Origin of the sequence: Mycoplasmopsis agassizii, assembly GCF_002272945.1 — a bacterium.
GTDB classification, from domain to species: domain Bacteria; phylum Bacillota_I; class Bacilli_A; order Mycoplasmatales; family Metamycoplasmataceae; genus Mycoplasmopsis_B; species Mycoplasmopsis_B agassizii.
This window is the reverse complement of sequence record NZ_NQMN01000002.1, coordinates 68,257-87,081: the sequence shown is the minus strand read 5'-3', so window position 1 is coordinate 87,081 and position 18,825 is coordinate 68,257. Positions and strand designations below refer to the sequence as shown.

Below are 18,825 nucleotides of genomic sequence, written 5' to 3'. Positions count from 1 at the left end.
AAAATATGAATTGCAAAATAATCAATTTATTAGTTGCAAATGTATTATCATTTAGGTATGAAAAATCATATTAAAAACCACATGCAACCAATTACAAAATTTAATGAAAATGAAAAAGGAATTTACGTTCTTGAAATAGTAATTGACAAAGTTAATTCTTTCTATTATATAGGTAAAACACTGAATTCTAGGGGCTTTCGTGCAAGAATTCAATCTCATAAAGCAAGTATAAAAAAATATTTTGAAGATGTTATGGAAGCTGCAACAGTAAACAATGTAGGCATCAGAGAGGGCTTTCAAATTGTTGCTAGTTCAACCATGTGAGATGGAAAACATTTATATACAAAAATAGTAAAACTATTATTAGATACAGATCAAACTGTAGATGATATAAAAGAACATGTTCTAGCAATTTTAGATAATTCTTTATCTAGTCAAAATAAAGAAGATAATGAATTAGCAAGCATGATCGAATTAAACTATATAAATAAATTTGAAACATATATTTACGGCTTAAATCAATGAGAACATATAATCTGTTTTCATAAATTAGCTAATAGCGAATCACCTGTTCCACCTGATTTAGGATACTGTGTTGAAACTATAGAAGATTTTTTAGATTACATTTTATCTGATAGATATGTTGAAGATATACATGTTGCATTTGGAAAATTTAATTTTTATCATGGAATAGATTTCATGATGAATTTAATAAAAATCATAGGGGAAAAATTTCTTCCTAATATTAAAGAAGGCAGCGATTTATATATGGATATTGCAAAGCTACTTTTTGTCTTGAATGAAAGTAGAGACAAAATAAGAGAAGCTATGGAGTTTCAAAGTAATGTTGAAAAAGATCTTTTAGATATCAGATATACAGTTTATGATTTTATTGAACAGGGCAAAAAAAGTGACAAACAATAAATTATTTTTAACTGGTAAAAATTCAATTTATGAAGCCATAAAATTCAATTTTAAAATTGAAAAGATATATCTAGAAAAAGGCAAAAAATTAGATCTAGAAACTGATATTAAAATTACCTACTTAGATAAGTATGAAATGAATAAATTAACTAAAACAAATCATCAAGGATACATTGCTCAAATCAGTGATTTTAATTATCTAACAATTGAAGAATTAATCAAAACACAAGAGCCAATTATAGTTCTTGATCATTTAGAAGATCCCCAAAATTTTGGCGCAATAATTCGTAGTGCAAATTCATTTGGAATTAAGAATATTGTTTTTGCAAAAGAGAGAAGTGTACAAATAACTGATACTGTTTTAAAGGCATCATCAGGTGGTTTTATTAATATGAAATTCCATAAAGCTTCATCACTAACCACAACAATTCAAAAACTAAAAAAAGCAGGTTATTGAATTTATGCTTCCCATTTATCAGAAAAAACTGTTGATTTAAAAGCAGTTGATTTTGATAGTAAAAGTGTCATTATCATCGGTAACGAACATAAAGGAGTGAATAATTCTCTAGTTAAAGAAAGCGATTTATTATTTAAAATTCCTAGTTTTGGAACTGTGCAATCTTTAAATGCTTCAGCAGCTTCTGCAATTATTTTTTATGATTTGAAGCTAAAAATTGAAGCTAAAAAAGTTGTTTAAAATAGATTTTTTACAACCCCATTGTCTCATAAATGGTTATAATAAACAACAATTACCATATTTTGCAGTTTAATCAAATTCGCAGTCTCGATTTTAATCAAAAATTGTTTGCCATTAATAAAAATTTTGCAAAATGATAGTCAGTAGATTAGATGGATCGTATGCTGATGAGAGAGATTTTGAAACAACTGACAATGTCTGAAAATTTTTCAGGCACCAGCGGTATTAATCAAAAGCAAGAGAGTAAAAGTAGCAAACTAGTCAATCTTAAGAAGAGTAGACAATTAAGATTGTATTATCAAGATTATTCAGCTTTAATGCACACCATAGCAAGGAAACTTCTCAGTATCCATTATTCAACCTGTCTAAACGAAGATGATCTAGTTTGAATATCCCTATTCAAAACTTATGAATTAATGAAAAACTACCAGCCCGAGGATGGTAAAACTTTACTAAGTTATCTATATACATCATGAAAAAATGTAATGCTTGGTGAAATTTCATCAATGAATTCGCAATCAAATCGCTTTAACTATGCAATTCTAGCAAAAGAAGGCTTTGAGTTTGATTGAGTTGAAGGTGATGATACTATTAAGGAACGCATTTTAAGGCAAGATTTATACTTGATGATGAAAAATGAAGACCTTTCAGAACAATTAGCATTCGTGGTTCGTAAAATCATTGTCAACGATTTTAACCCACGAGATGTCTATAAAACTAGACCTTGAAGCAAGTATGAACAGAAAAAACTTGCAAGTGAATGAAAAAAACACCTTAAATGAGTACAAAATTAATTATTTTTCATTTTTTTGTTTATCATAATTAACAATGTCGACTAAAATTGCAATTGCATGCGAGATCTGTAGAAATCGCATAAAGAGCACCAACAGTAAAGAAGAACGTTTAGCTATCAAAAAATATTGCAAGGTATGTAAAAAACACACAATGCATAAAGAGGAGAAATAAATGTTTAAAAACAGAAGTGCTCGAGTTAGAAAAATTAGAAAAAGAAATTGATTGTGAAAACAATTAGTTCTCTTTTTTAAAGAACTTAAAAGAGTTCGCTGACCAAAAACTAGAACAAGTACCCAACAATTTCTAAAAATTATTATTTTTACAGTTGTTTTTTCGCTATTTGTTTTAGCAGTTGCTACAGCATCTTCATCGGTGCTAAATGCTTTAGGAGTAGGAGTTTAATTTATGAGTAACAATAGTGAAAGATATGCTTGATATACAGTTGTGGTTGTACCTAACAAGGAAGAGCAAGTCATTGAGTCTTTAAAAAATAAAATCAATGCCACAAAAATGGGAGAGTTTTTCCAAGATTTTAAAATTTTTAAAGAGCCAAAAATTAGTAAAACTGAGTTAGAAAAGAAACAACGTGGTGAAAATTATGTTGTCAAATACATCAACCTTTATAAAGGTTATGTCTTTATCAACATGCTAATGACTGATGATACCTGATACTTAACCCGTAATACGGAATATGTAACAGGGATAGTTGGTTCTCATGGTGATGGTGTTAAACCAACACCAATTAGTAAGCGTGAATTTCGCCGTCTTTTAGACAGTGAAATCAAGCACCAAAAAGCATTTGAAGAGCGTATTAATCAAGCACCATTTTTAGAAGGTGATCTAATTAAAATTATTGCTGGTCCTTTAGTTAATGAAGAACAAGAAATTTATTACAAAGTAAAGCAAGTGAATGAAAAAATGAAATACGTAACCATTGATTATGAATCATTAGGTCGTAAAATCGTTACGGAAATTTCATGAGATCATATCGAGAAAATGAAAAAATAAAACAAAAGACTTTTACAAAAGTAAAGGTCTTTTTATTAAAATAGAAAACATAAACAAGGAGTGTTGCTTATGGAAACAAAATTTAATCATGCACTAGTTGAAGCAAATCGCAATCAAAAATGAGTAGATAAGCGTTTTTTCTCAAATCACGATTTGAGAAAAAAACCTTATTCAATTATTTTACCTCCGCCTAATGTTACAGGTAATTTACATATAGGTCATGCTTTAAATAATTACCTTCAAGACACTGTCATTCGTTATAAAAAATTAACTGATCATGATGTTTTTTGAGTAGCAGCAACTGACCATGCAGGAATTGCTACTCAAGTTAGAGTTGAGCAAGAAATTGCTAAAAATAATCAGACTCGTTATGATCTAGGTAGAGAAGCATTTTTAGAAAAAACATGAGAATGAAAACATTTATATGCAAATAACATTCATAAGCAATGAGCGAAACTAGGGCTTGCTTTAGATTATGAAAACGAGCGCTTTACGCTTGATGCTAAAGCAAATGAAGCAGTTAATAAGGTTTTTATTTCACTTTATGAGCAAGGTTTAATTTATCGAGATTATCGAGCAATTAATTGAGATGTGCAGCAAAAAACTACACTTTCAAATATGGAAATAGTTAATAAAAATGCTGAGCAAGTTATGTATTACATTAAATATTTCTTACAAGATAGTGATCAATTTTTAACAGTTGCAACCGTAAGAACAGAAACACTTTTTAGCGATGTTGCTTTAGCAGTTAATTCACAAGATAAACGTTATCAAGATTATTTAGGAAAGTTTGTTGTTCAGCCTATTTCTAAAAAATTAATTCCTATCATCGCAGATGATTTTGTTGATATTAAATTTGGTTCAGGTGTGATGAAAGTTTCAGCACATGCTACAGATGATATTGATATTATTAAAAAACATAATTTAGAAATCCTTGAATGTATTAATGATGATGGTTTCATGAACGAAAATGCAGGCGATTTTCAAGGTTTAGAACGTTTAGAAGCAAGAGTTAAAGTTGCAGATTATTTAAGAAAAAACAACTTATTAGTTAAAGAAGAAAAAACAGTTTCTGCTTTATCTTATAGCGATCGAAGTAATTCTTTAATTGAAATTTTAGTTAAAAAACAGTGGTTTGTAAAGATGAAACCACTTGCTAAAAATGTTTTAAAACACCTTGAAACTACTGATGCAGTTAAAAGTTTTCCCACTCGTTTTAAAAACGTTTTAAAGCAATGATTGAATAATGTTAACGATTGAGCAATTAGCCGTCAGATTTGATGAGGTCACCAAATTCCAGCCTGATATAAAGATGATGAAGTCAAAGTTCAAGTTGAATCTCCAGGAGAAAATTGAACTAGAGATGAAGATGTTTTAGACACTTGATTTTCATCAGCTTTATCTCCATTTTCATTTTTATCTTGACCTCAAGAAACTAAAATGCTTGAGAGATACTATCCAACAGATTTATTAGTAACTGGTTATGATATTTTATTTTTTTGAGTAACTAGAATGTATTTCATGGGACTACAATTTCAAAATAAAAAACCTTTTAAAGATGTTTTTTACCATGGTATAGTTCGTGATGAACAAAATCGTAAAATGTCAAAATCTCTTGGTAATGGAATTGATCCAATTGATGTTATTGATAAATATGGATCTGATTCACTTAGATGATTTTTAATTACAAATACAACAGCAGGACAGGACTTATCAGTTAATTTTGAAAAAATTTCTGCAGCGTGAAATTTTCAAAATAAAATTTGAAATGTTGCACGTTTAATTAAATTAAATTTTGAAAAAGATGACACTGTAAAAAAACAAAATAAATTTGATTTATGAATCAGTAATAAATTTTCTAAGTTAGTAAAAGACATAGAAAAATATATTAAAAAATATGAATTTACTTTAATTGGAAAAGTAATTTATCAATTCATAATGGAAGATTTATCTTCAAATTATTTAGAGTTAACAAAATTAAATCCTAATGCTAATTTTCAGTTTAATTTATTAAAAGATCTATTAATTTTAATTCATCCATTTTTACCTTTTTTAACTGACTATCTTTTTGAAAATATTTATCATGATGAACTATTAAATCATTCAATTAATAAAACATATAAAGCAGTTAAAACAAATGTTGATGACATTATTGAATTAGTTAAAATTTTAAGAAACAAAAGAGTTGATTTAAATTTAACTAAAGATGAAATTATTTATTATGATTTAATTTCTTCAAATTTCAGTAAAGAAGATTTTGATGTAATTAATAAACTATGTAATGCTAAAACATCAGAAAATAGGGATGAAAATGTATTTTTCAAAAACTATGATTTATACATTAAATTAGATGAAAGCATCAAAAAGAAATTATCTGAAGAAAAGCAAAAACAAATTAATTTTTTAAATTCTGAAATTGAAAGAGCCAATAAAATTCTTTCAAATAAAGGTTTCTTAGAAAAAGCAAAACCTGAAAAAATACAAGAAGAAAAAGATAAATTAGAGCTATATAAAACTCAATTGGAAAAATTAATTAATGGATAAATTATTTGGAAAAGATCTAGCCTTAAATATAAAAGAAAATTTAAAAATAGAATTTTCAAAATTAAATAAAAAGGCTACCTTAAAAATAATTTTAATTGGAGATAATCCTGCTTCTATTACATACATAAATTACAAAATGTTATTTGCAAAAGAAGTAGGTGTTGATGCTGAATTGATTCGTTATTCTGAAGAACATGATGAAGAATTAATTATTAATGATATTCATAATTTGAACAAAATTTCTGACAGTATAATTGTGCAATTACCTTTGCCTGATAAATTCAATACTGAAAAAATTTTGGATGCAGTTGATTATAAAAAAGATGTTGATGGCTTATCAACTTTAAGTCAAAAATATTTACTAAATGATCATCAGGAATTTTATTTAAAACCTGCAACTGCAATGGCAGTAATCAAATTTATGGATCATCATAAATTAGATTATATTAATCAATCAGTTGGAATAATTGGACAAAGTAGATTAATTGGTTATCCACTTAAAATAATTATTTCAAGGTTAAATAAAAACCTAAAAACATATGACATTGAAACTACTTTAGCAAATAGTGAAACTCATGATTTGTTAATAGTTGCAACTGGAGTACCAGGTTTAATCAAAGCACATAACGTAAAAAAAGATGCTACTTTAATAGATGTTGGTTTTAGTAAAATCGATAACAAAATTTATGGTGATATTGATGAAGAAAGCGTTTCATCAAAGGCTAAATTTTTAGCTCCTGCTCTAGGAAGTATCGGACCAGTTACAGTTGCAATGTTATTTGAAAATATCTTAATTGCAGCCTTAAATAACCTGAAAAAATAGCTCTAAAAAAGACAATTTAAAAACTTATAATTTTAATTTATTGTGCTATTATTGAAAAGCATTAAATTGCAGAAAGTAGAATCACTTCTCACCTGATGAACTAGAGTTCATGGGTCTGCGCTACAATTTAAATTTTTTAAATTTTTATTATAGTTTGCAAGCAAAGTGGTGATATTTATATTGCCACTTTTATTTTTTATCGAAACGGAGAAAACAGAAGACTTTTTCAAGTCTTAATCTATGAGTCAAAACAACAATAGCACCATCAAAAAAAATCGTGGACCTCAAAAAGAGGCGTATTTAAATAAGGATATCCCCTTTAACAAGGTTTTCTTAATCTCATCAGATGGAGAAAAACTAGGGGTTTATGAACGTGATAAAGCACTAGAACTTGCTCGTGAAGAGCGCAAAGATTTAGTTCTAATTACTACCCAACCAAAACCTGTAGTCAGAATTTTAGATTATGGTAAATTTAAATATGATAAAAAGCGCCGTGAAAAAGAGCTTAAAGAAAAACAAACAGTTGTTAAAAATCATCAAATTCGATTAACACCATTAATCGATGAAAATGATTTAGCAATCAAAGCTAGAAAAGCAAGGGAATTCTTGCTTGAAGGTGACAGAGTTAAGTTATCTTTAAAGTTTAGAGGTCGTGAATTATCTCGCCAAGATATTGGCCATGATACTTTGAAACGCTTTTTTGCGCTTGTTGAAGATGTTGCTAAAATTGACAAAGAAGCAGCCCTTAATGCTGGTCGCTTCCTAGATATGGTGATTCACCCAGATAAAAAGAAAATTGCTAAATATTTAAAAAATAATGAAAACGCAGTTAAAACTAAAGATTCTAATGAAAACCTTCAAACAAATGATGAAGAAGATGAACAGGAGAACTAATGCCTAAGTTAAAAACAAAAAGTGGCTTAAAAAAGCGTATCAAAATTACTGCTTCAGGAAAAGTTAAACGTGGTGGTGCATACCGTTCACATTTAGCTCAAAATAAATCAACAAAGCAAAAACGTCAATCACGTAAAGGTGGAATGATGCATGCTAGCGATTATAAAAGATTGAAAGATATGTTATAAGAGGTGTATTAAATGAGAGTTAAAACTGGTCCAATAACAAGACAACGTCGTAAAAAATGATTAAAACTTGCAAAAGGATATTTCGGACATAAATCAATTGGATTTAAAGTTGCTAAACAAGCAGTTGTTAAATCATGAACATACGCATTCCGTGACCGTAAGCAAGTTAAAAGAAATTTTAGAAAACTATGAATTGCTCGTATTAACGCAGCAACTCGTGCACAAGGTATGACTTATTCACGTTTTATCGCTGGTCTTAAAAAAGCAAATGTTGATATTAATCGTAAAATGCTTGCAGAATTAGCAATTCGTGAGCCAAAAATCTTTGACAAATTAGTTGATTTAGCAAAGAAAGCTTAAAGCAAAATTTACCGCTGTAAGCGGTTTTTTCTATTTTTTACTAAAAATAGTTTTTTTAGTAAAAAAAGATAGAAATTCAACTCATGTTATAAAATTTAAAAAAGAGAAAATTTTTTAACAGTAAAGGAAATATATGGATAAAAGATTCAAAAGGACTCTAATTGGTTTAGGTGCTTCACTAGGTGCTGTTGCAGTGGTTGGTGCTTTTGCAATTGGAGCAGTTGTAATTGGTAATAATAATTCACCAATTAGTGCTGTTGCTAGTTTAGAAGAAGTGAAGAATCAAATTAAATCTTCACCTGATTTAAGACCAACTTTAAATGATGGAACTAAAGAAAGAGCAAGAAATGGTGAAATTACTTTAACAACTGTCACAATCGATGATTTAGTTATTGATAACACAAACACCAATTTAGCTTATAAAGTAATTGCGATTGCTGAAAATAATACTACTTCAATCAATGTTACAGTTTCAGTTTCAGGTACTAATCAGCCTACTTTAGAACCTAGAATTTATCAAACAAGCGTTGATTTAGAAGGAATCAGTTTCATTTCAATTGGTCAAGGATCAGAACGTGATAAAAGAATTGCTTACATTCAAGCAATTCAAACTGCTGCTAATAATATTCACAATGTTAACTTTCTAGAGTTTGATAACTTCCAAGCATCTTCATCAACTGAAACATCACTAAGAACATTTTTTAGAAATGTTCCTTCAATTGTTTCAGTTCATACAATTCCAAATTCATCAGTAATTAAAACTTTTGAACCAAAAATTGACACAAGCAAAATTGCTAGTCTAAAAAGCAATCCAAACTTCAATGATATTGTTATGAAATTTGAATTTTTAGGCTTTTCTAATGCTGATGATTCAACTGGATTTATCCAATTAAATTTCCGTGGTTCAACAGAAGCAACATCAGTTGCTCCTGCTTTTTCTCGCGATTTTTCATTAAATTTAACAATCTCAACAGCAGATCAATTCATCGCTGATCAAATTGTTAGCAAACATTTTGCTGCTTTAGAAGTAAATTCACGTTTAGATTATCCAAATATTAGAATTAATAATGATAATATCCGTAGCCGTGATACTGCTTTAGCAAGTGCGATTACAAGAGCACAATTAATCACTCAAAGTTACCCTTTTGAAGGTACAGTTAAGGCTTCAAATGCTAACCGTTTAATTACAATTGCAGATCTAGAAGGAGTGCGAAATCCTAACGGAACAGTACTTACTCAAGAGCAACGTAATGCTTGATTAGCAAAAGAATTAAATTTCACAATTGGTTATGTTGGAGAGCAATTACAAACTCGCTTAAAAGGTACTATTCCTAGTGTAGTTTCAGGTTCAAACCACGAAGAAAATATTATTTTTGATCGTGCTAACTGAGTAAATTTTGATCTTGATCCAGTTATTCAAGAACGCTTTATGAAAAAAATCAATCGTAGTGAACAATATCAGAATTTAATCCAAGAAAACCAATTATTCGTTGATCAAGCGCAAGCAAATCCTGGAGAAGGGCAAATATTAGTGCAAATGTCAGTTTCACTTAATGCTGCAACAACTGCTGCACCTAATAAAAAATACCAAACTAGTTACTTTGAATTTTTAACCAAACTAGCTAATAACCAAACTTTAATTAACGCTTTAAAAGCAGATACACCTTCACTAACAATTAAGCCAGTAATTGCTCAACCTTTAAATCAATTACTAACAACTGACTTTGTGGCTAACGGTGTTTCAGACCCTAGTGAATCAGGTTTTAATGGTGTAATCGATACAAGTAAATTACTTACATATTTCAATTTACCTAATCAGCAAACAACTTTAAGAATCACTAGTTTATGACCTTCATTAAGATATTCATTAACACCAAAAAGTGCTTCTCAAGCAACTAATGATTCAGGTTCATTAGAAGCAAATGTTAAGGTATTTTTAAACCAAGCAGACCTAGATGCTTATAACAGTGATGCAACAAATGATAAAAGCATTTACAATTATGACACAACCTTAGCAGGCTTTACAACCACAACTGCTAACGATATTAGAATTATCAATAATTTAATTGGAACCATTCGAGCAAATCGCTTACGCTTTTACACAGACAGTAACAAAACTTCACAAATTACTAATCTTTCTCAGGTAATGCCAACAGCGATTACAGATGTTAATCAAATTGCTCTTCCAGATGCTTTAAATACTAACGGAGCAACTGTCACAATTGAGTCAATTACATCACCAACTCAAAAGCAAATTAACGATGGACAACTACGTGTTGTTATTAAAGTTGTCAAAGGAAATGAAACTAGAACTGCTAATATTGACACCAATGGATTTAGAAATCAACAAACAATTAGAGCAGAGGCAATTGCTCAGGCAGAGCAAATTTTTGCAAGTGATGCTAATGCTATTGACTTTAAATTCAGCACTACAGCAACTGGTGATCAAAAACAATCAGTTCTACCTTCAAATGCAACTTTAAGTCAATTTAGTTTAAATGCAAACGTGCAGACTCAATTAGATAAATTGACTGCAACAACTGAAAATGAAACTCCAAAAGTTGTAACAGTTGGGATAGTTTCAATTACTGAAACTTTCAACGTAACTGGTGAACTTAATTTACAATTAAGAATTTTGTACAATAAAATTGAAGCAAAATTAATTAACTTTAGAGTTTCAGGATTTAAAACTGATGCACAAAATAATTTAAATGAAGCAACTGCTTTATTTAAAACAGATAACACTACTTTAAAAGCTTCAGAAGTAAACGTTACAAACGTTTCTTCATTATTAGAAAGAGTAACAATTGCAGGACATGCTTTCACTGCAGCACAAACTAACACTAATAATATTGATGCAATTACAGTAAATGCAACAAGTATTACAGCAAATGATACTAATGGAACTGTAAGTTTTACTTACACACTTTCTTATAACGGTCTTACTCAGCAAACAACTAAAACAGTGACTGTTTCAGGATTTATTACAACTAATTTAGAAAAAATTAATGCAGCAACAGTTGTTTGAAAAGAAGGAAAAGGTCGTGAAGAAACTACCGAACCAAAAGATATTGCCTTTACTCCTTCAGTTGTTCAAAACTGAATTACATCAGTTACAATTGATGGTCAAACAGTTAATTACGATCAAAATGGTGGTACAAATACAACAACTTATTCATTAGTTTTAGTGCGTACCAGTGAAAATGCTAACCAAGGAACTAAAACAATTGTTTACAAAATTAAGTGAAATAATGTTGAATCAAAAGAATTCACACATGTAATAACTGGTTTAAAAACTTTAGACCAAATTACAGCTAATAATGCAATTGTGCCAACAGTTACTTTAAATGATGGTTCAAGAACTAAAAATCCTACAACAGTTAATGCAGCGGACTTTACAATTTCAAATGGTCAAGCTAACTTAGAATACACTTTAATGTTTAATAACGTTGAAGGTTACACTGAAGCAATGGCTCCAACTTCTCAACAAGGTGGAAAAGCAGTTCGCTTACAAATTAAAATTGCTATTCGTTCAAATCCAAGCGCCTTTGTTTATAAAACAATTGATGTAACTGGATTTACAACTGAGCAAGAAACTTCATTGGCTTCACTAGAAAGTGCAAAAAGTCAACTTGCAGCATTACAAGGTCAAATTACTTCGGGTTCAACTACCTGATACAACACAACTAATGCACCACGCTATAGTGAATTCAAAAACTTAGGAAACCAAGAAGTTTTAGCATTATTAAATATTAGTTCAATTACAGCAGCAACTGTTGCAGTAACAGGACAAACAAATGCAGGTTCAGATGTTGTTCCTAATGTCACAATTAAGTTAACCTTAACTTCAGGAACAGAAACAGCAACTGCAGAATTGAATGTAACTTCATTCTTATCATAAAAATTGAACTTATAATTAAAACCACAGTTGTGGTTTTATTTTTATAAACAAGAAAGGAATCAAAATGGCAAAAGTAGTAGTCGGTTTATCAGGTGGAGTCGATAGTTCCGTAGCAGCTTATTTATTAAAACAGCAAGGTCATGAAGTAATTGCTGTTTTTATGCGTAATTGAGATTCATATATTAATAACGATTTTAAAGGTAATAGCACTATCAATGATAGTGTTTGTCCCCAAGAACTTGATTATCAAGATGCACAAAAAGTAGCTAAAGCATTAGATATTGAACTACATCGAGTTGATTTTATTCAAGAATATTGAGACCATGTTTTTACTAATTTTATTGATGAATTTAAAAAAGGTCGCACACCTAATCCTGACATTTTATGTAATAAATATATTAAGTTTGACAAGTTTTTAAACTATGCTTTAAAAACTTTTAACGCAGATTATATTGCAATGGGTCATTATGCAAAAACTAAAGGTGCTAACCTTTATAAAGCAAAAGATCAAAATAAAGATCAATCATATTTTTTAGCTCAACTTTCACCTTATCAAGTTTCAAAAACATTAATGCCACTTGCTAATTTAACTAAACCTGAAATTAGAGCAATTGCAAAAGAGCTTAATTTAATTACAGCAAGCAAAAAAGATTCCACAGGAATCTGTTTTATTGGTGAAAGAAACTTTCAACAATTTCTGCAAAACTATATTCCAGCGCAACCAGGAAAAATCATTTCAACAGTTACTAACGAAGTAGTGGGACAGCATTATGGAGCAATGTATTACACTTTAGGACAACGTAAAGGTTTAAATCTAGGTGGGATGAAAGAGCCACATTTTGTCAGTGGTTTTGATCTAGAAAAAGCAATTATTTATGTTAGTCCACAATCACATGAAGATGCTTTGATTTCTTACAGTTTAGATGCTTCAAATTTTAATTTTATCGGTGAAGATTTTGATAATATTAAATGAGAAAATATCACAGCAAAATTTCGCTATCGCCAAGTTGATGAACCTGTAAAAGTGGAATTTATTGATAAGCAAAATATCAAGGTTTACTACCCTCAAGGTTCTAAAGCAGTAACCCCTGGACAACAAGTTGTTTTATACCAAAATGAACGTTGTTTAGGTGGTGCTGTGATTGAAAAAACATATTTAAAAAAACTAGAATTAGGAAATGTAAATGCTTAAATTAACTTCAAAACAAATACGCCAAATGTGAATTGATTTTTTCAAAGAAAAAAATCATTACTATTTACCATCAGCATCATTAGTGCCAATTAATGATCCTTCTTTATTATGAATTAATTCAGGTGTTGCAACCTTAAAAGATTATTTTTCAGGTATCAAAGTACCACCTTCACTAAGACTAGTTAACTCACAAAAATCAATTCGTACAAACGATATTGAAAATGTCGGAGTAACTGCTAGACACCATACATTTTTTGAAATGCTAGGTAATTTTTCAATCGGAGATTACTTTAAAAAAGAAGCTCAAAAGTGAGCTTTAGAATTTTTATTAGACACTTTAAAAATTGATTTAGACAAATTATATTTTACAGTTTTTGAAGAAGATGAAGATGCTTATCAAATTTGATTAGATTTAGGAATTGAAAAAAATCGTATTATTAAGGGTACAAGAAAAACAAATTTTTGAGATGTGGGACTTGGACCTTGTGGACCTAATAGTGAAATATTTTATGACCGTGGTGAAAAATATGATCCTGAAAAAGTTGGTTTAAAACTTTTAAAAGAAGACTTAGAAAACGATCGCTATATTGAAATTTGAAACCTAGTTTTTTCAACATTTAATAATGATGGAAAAAATAATTACACTCCTTTAAAATCAAAAAACATCGATACTGGTGCAGGTTTTGAAAGACTAGTTTCAATTTCTCAAAACGCTCCAACTAATTATGACACTGATTTATTTTTACCTATCATTGCCAAAATTGAAGAGTTGAATAATAAGAAATATGTAATTGAAAATTACTTTGATAATGAGCCAGTTCAAAAAGAAATTAATACTGCTTTTAGAGTTATTGCTGATCATATGCGCTCATCAGTTAATGCAATTGCTGATGGTGTTGAACCTTCAAACGTTGGTCGTGGCTATATTATCAGACGCTTAATTAGAAGATCATATCGCATGGGTATTCGCTTAGGAATTAAGAGTCAAACATTCTTACATAAATTAGTTCAAGCAATTCATGATGCCTTAATTTTTGATTATGATATTGATAAGGTTTCAAAAATTATTGAAGAAGAAGAAATCCTATTTTCAAAAACAATTGATGCAGGATTAAAAATTCTTGAAAAAGAATTAGAAAGAACTAATAACAAAATTGATTTTGCTTTTGCTTGGAAATTATTTGAAACATATGGTTATCCAATTGAATTAACACAAGAAATTTTAAGAGAGAAAAACATTTATTTAGACATTAGCGAATTTGAAAAATATCGTGAAATGCATGTGGAAAGATCTCGTTCTAAAAAAGGTGTTGCAATGAAAAATGTTGTCAATTCATTAGCAGATATAAAATCAAAAATTGGTGAATTTATTGGTTATGAAAATTTAAATTCAACAAGCAAAATTTTATTTTTAGCTAATCAAGAAAATGAAATTGATGAGATAAATGGTGAAGCGTTTTTAGTGCTAGATAAAACACCTTTTTATGCAACTAGTGGTGGTCAAAAACATGACCAAGGATATCTACAACAAGGTGAAGAAAAAATTGAAGTTTATGAAGTCTTTAAAGATAAATTTGGTAACCATGTTCACCACGTAAAAGGAAAGATAAATAAAGCAAAAAGTATTGATGCTTTTGTCGATCCAGATAACCGTGTAAATCTTGAAAGAAATCACTCTTCAACGCACTTATTATTTAAGGCTCTTAGAGAAGTTTTTGGAAGTGAAATTAAACAACTTGGTTCTAATAATAATGAAAATCGTTTAACCTTCGATATGCCTGCAAATAAGAAACCATCTGCAGAAAAAATCGCAGAAGTTGAAAGATTAGTTAGACATTATATTGATCTAGATGTAACTCGTACTTACTCTAACACAGATGTCGAAAATGCCCGAAAAATGGGCGTTATCATCACAATTGAAGAAACAGAATATATGGATCCTTCAAATGTTAGAGTGGTAAGTTTTAAAAATATTACAAGCGATTTATGTGGTGGAACCCATATCTCAAATACAGCAAGAATTGAAAATTTTAAAATCACTTCTGTTGAAAATAAAGGTACAGGAATTTTCCGTGTAACTGCTGTTACAACTCACAAATTAGTTGATAAATTTAATCAATCTAGATTAGAAAAAATCAAAGAAGAAATTGCTAGATTAAAGAAAAATATTCTTGAATATGAAAGTCATTTTAAATTCAAAAAAATTGAAGAAGATGATCTTGAATTATTAATTGATTGCTTAATCAAATACAGTGAAGAATTAAAAGAATCTTTAAAGACTGTAATTAAAAATAATTCCAAAAAAGTTGATGACAAAATCAATGTCAAAAACTACACTAAAAATGATCAACTTTTCATTATAAATTTAGATGTTGATGATTCAATAATTACTAATCAAGCAGCAGCTTTGAGAAAGCAAAATAAAACTGCAGTTGTTTTATTATCTTCAAATAAAAATCCTAATTCAAATAAATTTGTAATTACTTCCGAAGAAAAAGATGTTAAACAAATTTGAAATGATCTAGCTAAGAATTTAAAAATTCGTGGTGGTGGAAATGAGAGAATGATGCAAGGCGTTATTCTTGAAAAACCAAACTACGAAAAGATTGAAGAACTTTTATAAATGAGAATTATTGCTTTGGATTTAGGGATTAAAAGTTGTGGAATTGCAATCAGCGATCCTTTTAATATGTTTGCAATCGCTTTAGAAAATTATATTTTTTCAGAAAATGATTTTCCATCTTTGATAAATCATTTAAAACAAATTTTTCAAGAATATGAAATTCAAAAAATAATTTTAGGTTATCCTTTAAGGATGACTGGTACTAAAAGTCAAACAACTTTAATGATTGAAGAATTTAAAATTTTATTAGAAGAAAATTTTAAACAAGAAATTATTTTGTTTGATGAAAGGTTAACAACTAAAAAAGCAATGACGCATTTAAAAAATGCTAACCTAAGTACGAGCAAAGCGAAACAGCATAAAGATGTAATTGCTGCAACACTAATGCTAAATGAATATTTAAATAATTACTAAGGAGTGATTGTGCCAAATGATAATGAACTTGCAAAAAAATTTTTCAAAGATCAATTAGATAACTTTGAAAAATTTATTGATGAAGCAACAGTCGAATTTGAAACAGATAGTGGTGTAGAAGAAGGTATTCATATATTTGCTGCTAATGATGTGGATACTGATTCGAATTACATTTATATTTTTACAGCAGGGGAAATTTACCCCTTTGAAATTTCAGAAGAAACCCAATCAGCAAATCTTGTGGATGATGAAATACTTCAAAAAAGTTTAATGGAACTACTTTACCTTTGAATGTCTGAAGATGAAATTCATGAAAAATTAATACGTAAAGTTTTTGATTACTTCGAGTTCGATTTTATTTATGAAAAAGACTATATTGATTTTTTATTTAAAAAAAGTCGTAAATATCTTGATGATGCACCGAAAGTGAACGCCTTAAAACTAAAATTAGGTTCTGATAAAAATACTAAAAAAAGCGAGGATAAATAACCTTGAGTGATGAATTAAAAATTGGTCTTGGTGTTAGTGCTGTAATTGTTTTAATATTAGGTGTTCTTTTCTATTTCTTTATGTTCAGAGCTGTACTGAAAAAAAAGAAAGAACTTTTTAAAGTTGAAGACGCAAATATTTTTAATAGTAATATTAAAAGACCTAATAGTGGTGATGTAGATAGTTCCTTAAAAACAACTTTAAAATCATCTTTTAATATTTTTGACCTTGAAGAGCTCTTAAATTTAATTTACCAAAAGAGTTATAAAAGTGTCGCAGTATATGGCAGCGATACTAACTTTTTAGCCCTAAGTATTTGAAAACAAATTCAAACAGGTGTAACAGTTTTTGATAGCAATTATAAGGAAGATTTAGATAAATCTAAGTTAAGTGAAACTTATGATTACTCAAAATTTGAAAACACTAAACTGCCTAAATATGATCTAATCATAGTCAATCAGGCAGACCTAAAATATGATAAAATTTTTGAAGAATATTTTTATGATTTAAATGATAATGGAATGCTAACAATCATTGAAAATTCTAAGCAGGCAGATATTAAAGATTCATGAAAAAAACTAGAGAAAAAACTAGTTAACTTATTAATACCAACTGCAAGTATAAAATCTAAAGAAACCTTAACTTTCATTTATAATCTAAAAGTAAAACCAGTAGAAAAAACTGTTACTCAAGTGCAAACACTTGAGACTAAAATTGAAACTACTGAAGAAAAAAATAATTAATTAAAGGAATTAAAATGTCAGAAATTATTCAAGATAATAATAAAATCTTTTTAACTAAAGAGACACTACAACTTTATAAAAAGGAATTAGACCACCTGATTAGAGTTGAACGTCCAAGAGTTATTGAAGAAATTAAAGATGCTCGTTCACAAGGTGACCTTTCAGAAAATGCTGAATATGATGCAGCTCGTGAGCAACAAGGAATCATAGAAGATCGTATTAGTGAACTTGAAAACATTATTTCACGTGCTGAAATAATTAAAAGTAATAATACAGATTCAATCGGAATTGGTTCAACTGTTAAGTTTAAAAACTTAACAACTTCAGAAGTTTTTGAAATCAAGATTGTTGGACCTCTTGATGCAGATCCTTTTAACAATCTAGTATCTTTTGATAGCCCACTTGCACTTAGTTTAAAAGGTGCAAACGTTGGTGATACTGTTGAAATTGATGCTCCTACAAAGTATAACACTCAGATTTTAGCAGTCTAGGTCGATTATGATTATCGGTATTTCAGGAATGATTAGTGCTGGAAAATCTACCTTAGTTGAAAGTTTAAAAAAACTTTATCCTAAGTCACTTTTTCTAGCTGAATTCGAAGAAGAAGATGAAATTTTCAACACCTTCTTAAAATGACTTTATGAGAAAAAACCACACTTGACAATGTCTTTTCAAACTTATGTAGTTGAATCTCATTCAGCTAAATTTCACAATATTTTGAAAAAATTTGTTGAAGAAAAACTAGATCCTATTTACGATTACATTTTTCTAGATCGTTTTGCAATTGAGCATTACATTTTCGCTTACTTAAATTTACTACCTAGTGGCGAAAAATATTTAAATGCTTATGATTCACTATTTAGCAAGATGATTTTTGAAGATGAAATCCCTGATTATGCAATTTATTTAGATGTAACTTACGAAAAATTTGTTGAAAGAATTAAAAATAGAGGGCGTGATGTTGAAATTGCAAATTTCAATTTAAATGAATCTTACTTTCAGCAACTACATGCAATTTACAAACCTAAATTTGAAGAACTTGCAAGAAAATATAAAATTCCTTACACTATAATTGACACAACAAATTTGGATCATCAAGGCGTTTTAGATAAAACTGTTGCTATCTTAAAAATCATTAGTGATGCTAAGAAAATCCAGTTCAATAAAATTTAATTTTTAAATTTGACTCTCGCTGAGAGTCATTTTTTATTAAAAAACATCTATTGGTTA

At 29.0% G+C, this 18,825-nt stretch carries 19 protein-coding genes; all 19 read left to right on the top strand.

Annotated elements, in window-relative coordinates; translation table 4 throughout:
• The first annotated feature begins 39 nt into the window (after positions 1-39).
• The 19 genes from CJF60_RS03050 to CJF60_RS02960 all read left to right on the top strand — a co-directional run bounded on the left by CJF60_RS03050 (position 40) and on the right by CJF60_RS02960 (position 18,768).
• On the top strand, positions 40-924 hold the full coding sequence (locus CJF60_RS03050) for a hypothetical protein (RefSeq protein ID WP_084231980.1): 885 nt from the start codon (positions 40-42) through the stop codon (positions 922-924).
• Positions 911-1,621 (top strand): 23S rRNA (guanosine(2251)-2'-O)-methyltransferase RlmB, encoded by a 711-nt coding sequence (gene rlmB, locus CJF60_RS03045; protein WP_234805273.1) that lies wholly within the window; start codon positions 911-913, stop codon positions 1,619-1,621. Before CJF60_RS03050 ends, rlmB begins: the two co-directional genes overlap by 14 nt.
• Before the next feature lie 152 nt (positions 1,622-1,773).
• Positions 1,774-2,415, top strand: coding sequence for a sigma factor (locus CJF60_RS03040; RefSeq protein ID WP_143823383.1), 642 nt, complete (start codon positions 1,774-1,776; stop codon positions 2,413-2,415).
• 34 nt (positions 2,416-2,449) lie between these two features.
• Entirely contained in the window at positions 2,450-2,587 is a 138-nt protein-coding gene (rpmG, locus tag CJF60_RS03035) for a 50S ribosomal protein L33 (RefSeq protein ID WP_084231983.1), read from the top strand.
• Positions 2,588-2,818, top strand: a complete 231-nt coding sequence (gene secE / locus CJF60_RS03030; RefSeq protein WP_084231984.1) for a preprotein translocase subunit SecE — start codon at positions 2,588-2,590, stop codon at positions 2,816-2,818.
• A 3-nt stretch (positions 2,819-2,821) separates the two neighbouring features.
• Positions 2,822-3,424 (top strand): transcription termination/antitermination protein NusG, encoded by a 603-nt coding sequence (locus CJF60_RS03025; protein WP_084231985.1) that lies wholly within the window; start codon positions 2,822-2,824, stop codon positions 3,422-3,424.
• A gap of 69 nt (positions 3,425-3,493) precedes the next feature.
• A complete protein-coding gene (locus CJF60_RS03020; RefSeq protein WP_084231986.1) occupies positions 3,494-5,968 on the top strand; it encodes a valine--tRNA ligase in 2,475 nt (824 codons plus the stop codon).
• On the top strand, positions 5,961-6,791 hold the full coding sequence (locus tag CJF60_RS03015) for a bifunctional 5,10-methylenetetrahydrofolate dehydrogenase/5,10-methenyltetrahydrofolate cyclohydrolase (RefSeq protein WP_084231987.1): 831 nt from the start codon (positions 5,961-5,963) through the stop codon (positions 6,789-6,791). Before CJF60_RS03020 ends, CJF60_RS03015 begins: the two co-directional genes overlap by 8 nt.
• Positions 6,792-7,031: 240 nt before the next feature.
• Positions 7,032-7,685, top strand: coding sequence for a translation initiation factor IF-3 (gene infC, locus CJF60_RS03010; protein ID WP_084231988.1), 654 nt, complete (start codon positions 7,032-7,034; stop codon positions 7,683-7,685).
• A complete protein-coding gene (gene rpmI, locus CJF60_RS03005) occupies positions 7,685-7,873 on the top strand; it encodes a 50S ribosomal protein L35 (protein ID WP_084231989.1) in 189 nt (62 codons plus the stop codon). Before infC ends, rpmI begins: the two co-directional genes overlap by 1 nt.
• 12 nt (positions 7,874-7,885) lie before the next feature.
• Positions 7,886-8,233 carry a 50S ribosomal protein L20 gene (rplT, locus tag CJF60_RS03000; RefSeq protein WP_084231990.1) on the top strand — a complete coding sequence of 116 codons (348 nt, stop codon included), beginning with the start codon at positions 7,886-7,888 and terminating at the stop codon, positions 8,231-8,233.
• Positions 8,234-8,366: 133 nt separating this feature from the next.
• A complete protein-coding gene (locus CJF60_RS02995; protein ID WP_084231991.1) occupies positions 8,367-12,134 on the top strand; it encodes a lipoprotein 17-related variable surface protein in 3,768 nt (1,255 codons plus the stop codon).
• A gap of 64 nt (positions 12,135-12,198) precedes the next feature.
• The gene (gene mnmA / locus CJF60_RS02990) at positions 12,199-13,326 is read left to right on the top strand and encodes a tRNA 2-thiouridine(34) synthase MnmA (protein ID WP_084231992.1); all 1,128 of its coding nucleotides are present in this window, start codon (positions 12,199-12,201) and stop codon (positions 13,324-13,326) included.
• Positions 13,319-15,949: an alanine--tRNA ligase gene (gene alaS, locus CJF60_RS02985; RefSeq protein ID WP_084231993.1), complete on the top strand. Its 2,631-nt coding sequence runs from the start codon at positions 13,319-13,321 to the stop codon at positions 15,947-15,949. The genes mnmA and alaS overlap by 8 nt, the downstream gene beginning before the upstream one ends.
• A complete protein-coding gene (gene ruvX / locus CJF60_RS02980; protein WP_084231994.1) occupies positions 15,950-16,363 on the top strand; it encodes a Holliday junction resolvase RuvX in 414 nt (137 codons plus the stop codon).
• Between the two features lie 9 nt (positions 16,364-16,372).
• Positions 16,373-16,852, top strand: a complete 480-nt coding sequence (locus CJF60_RS02975) for a hypothetical protein (protein WP_084231995.1) — start codon at positions 16,373-16,375, stop codon at positions 16,850-16,852.
• Between the two features lie 2 nt (positions 16,853-16,854).
• Positions 16,855-17,595: a BC85_0335 family putative methyltransferase gene (locus CJF60_RS02970; protein ID WP_084231996.1), complete on the top strand. Its 741-nt coding sequence runs from the start codon at positions 16,855-16,857 to the stop codon at positions 17,593-17,595.
• A gap of 14 nt (positions 17,596-17,609) precedes the next feature.
• Positions 17,610-18,086: a transcription elongation factor GreA gene (gene greA, locus CJF60_RS02965; RefSeq protein ID WP_084231997.1), complete on the top strand. Its 477-nt coding sequence runs from the start codon at positions 17,610-17,612 to the stop codon at positions 18,084-18,086.
• A 7-nt stretch (positions 18,087-18,093) separates the two neighbouring features.
• The gene (locus CJF60_RS02960) at positions 18,094-18,768 is read left to right on the top strand and encodes a deoxynucleoside kinase (protein ID WP_084231998.1); all 675 of its coding nucleotides are present in this window, start codon (positions 18,094-18,096) and stop codon (positions 18,766-18,768) included.
• The last annotated feature ends 57 nt before the right edge of the window (positions 18,769-18,825 follow it).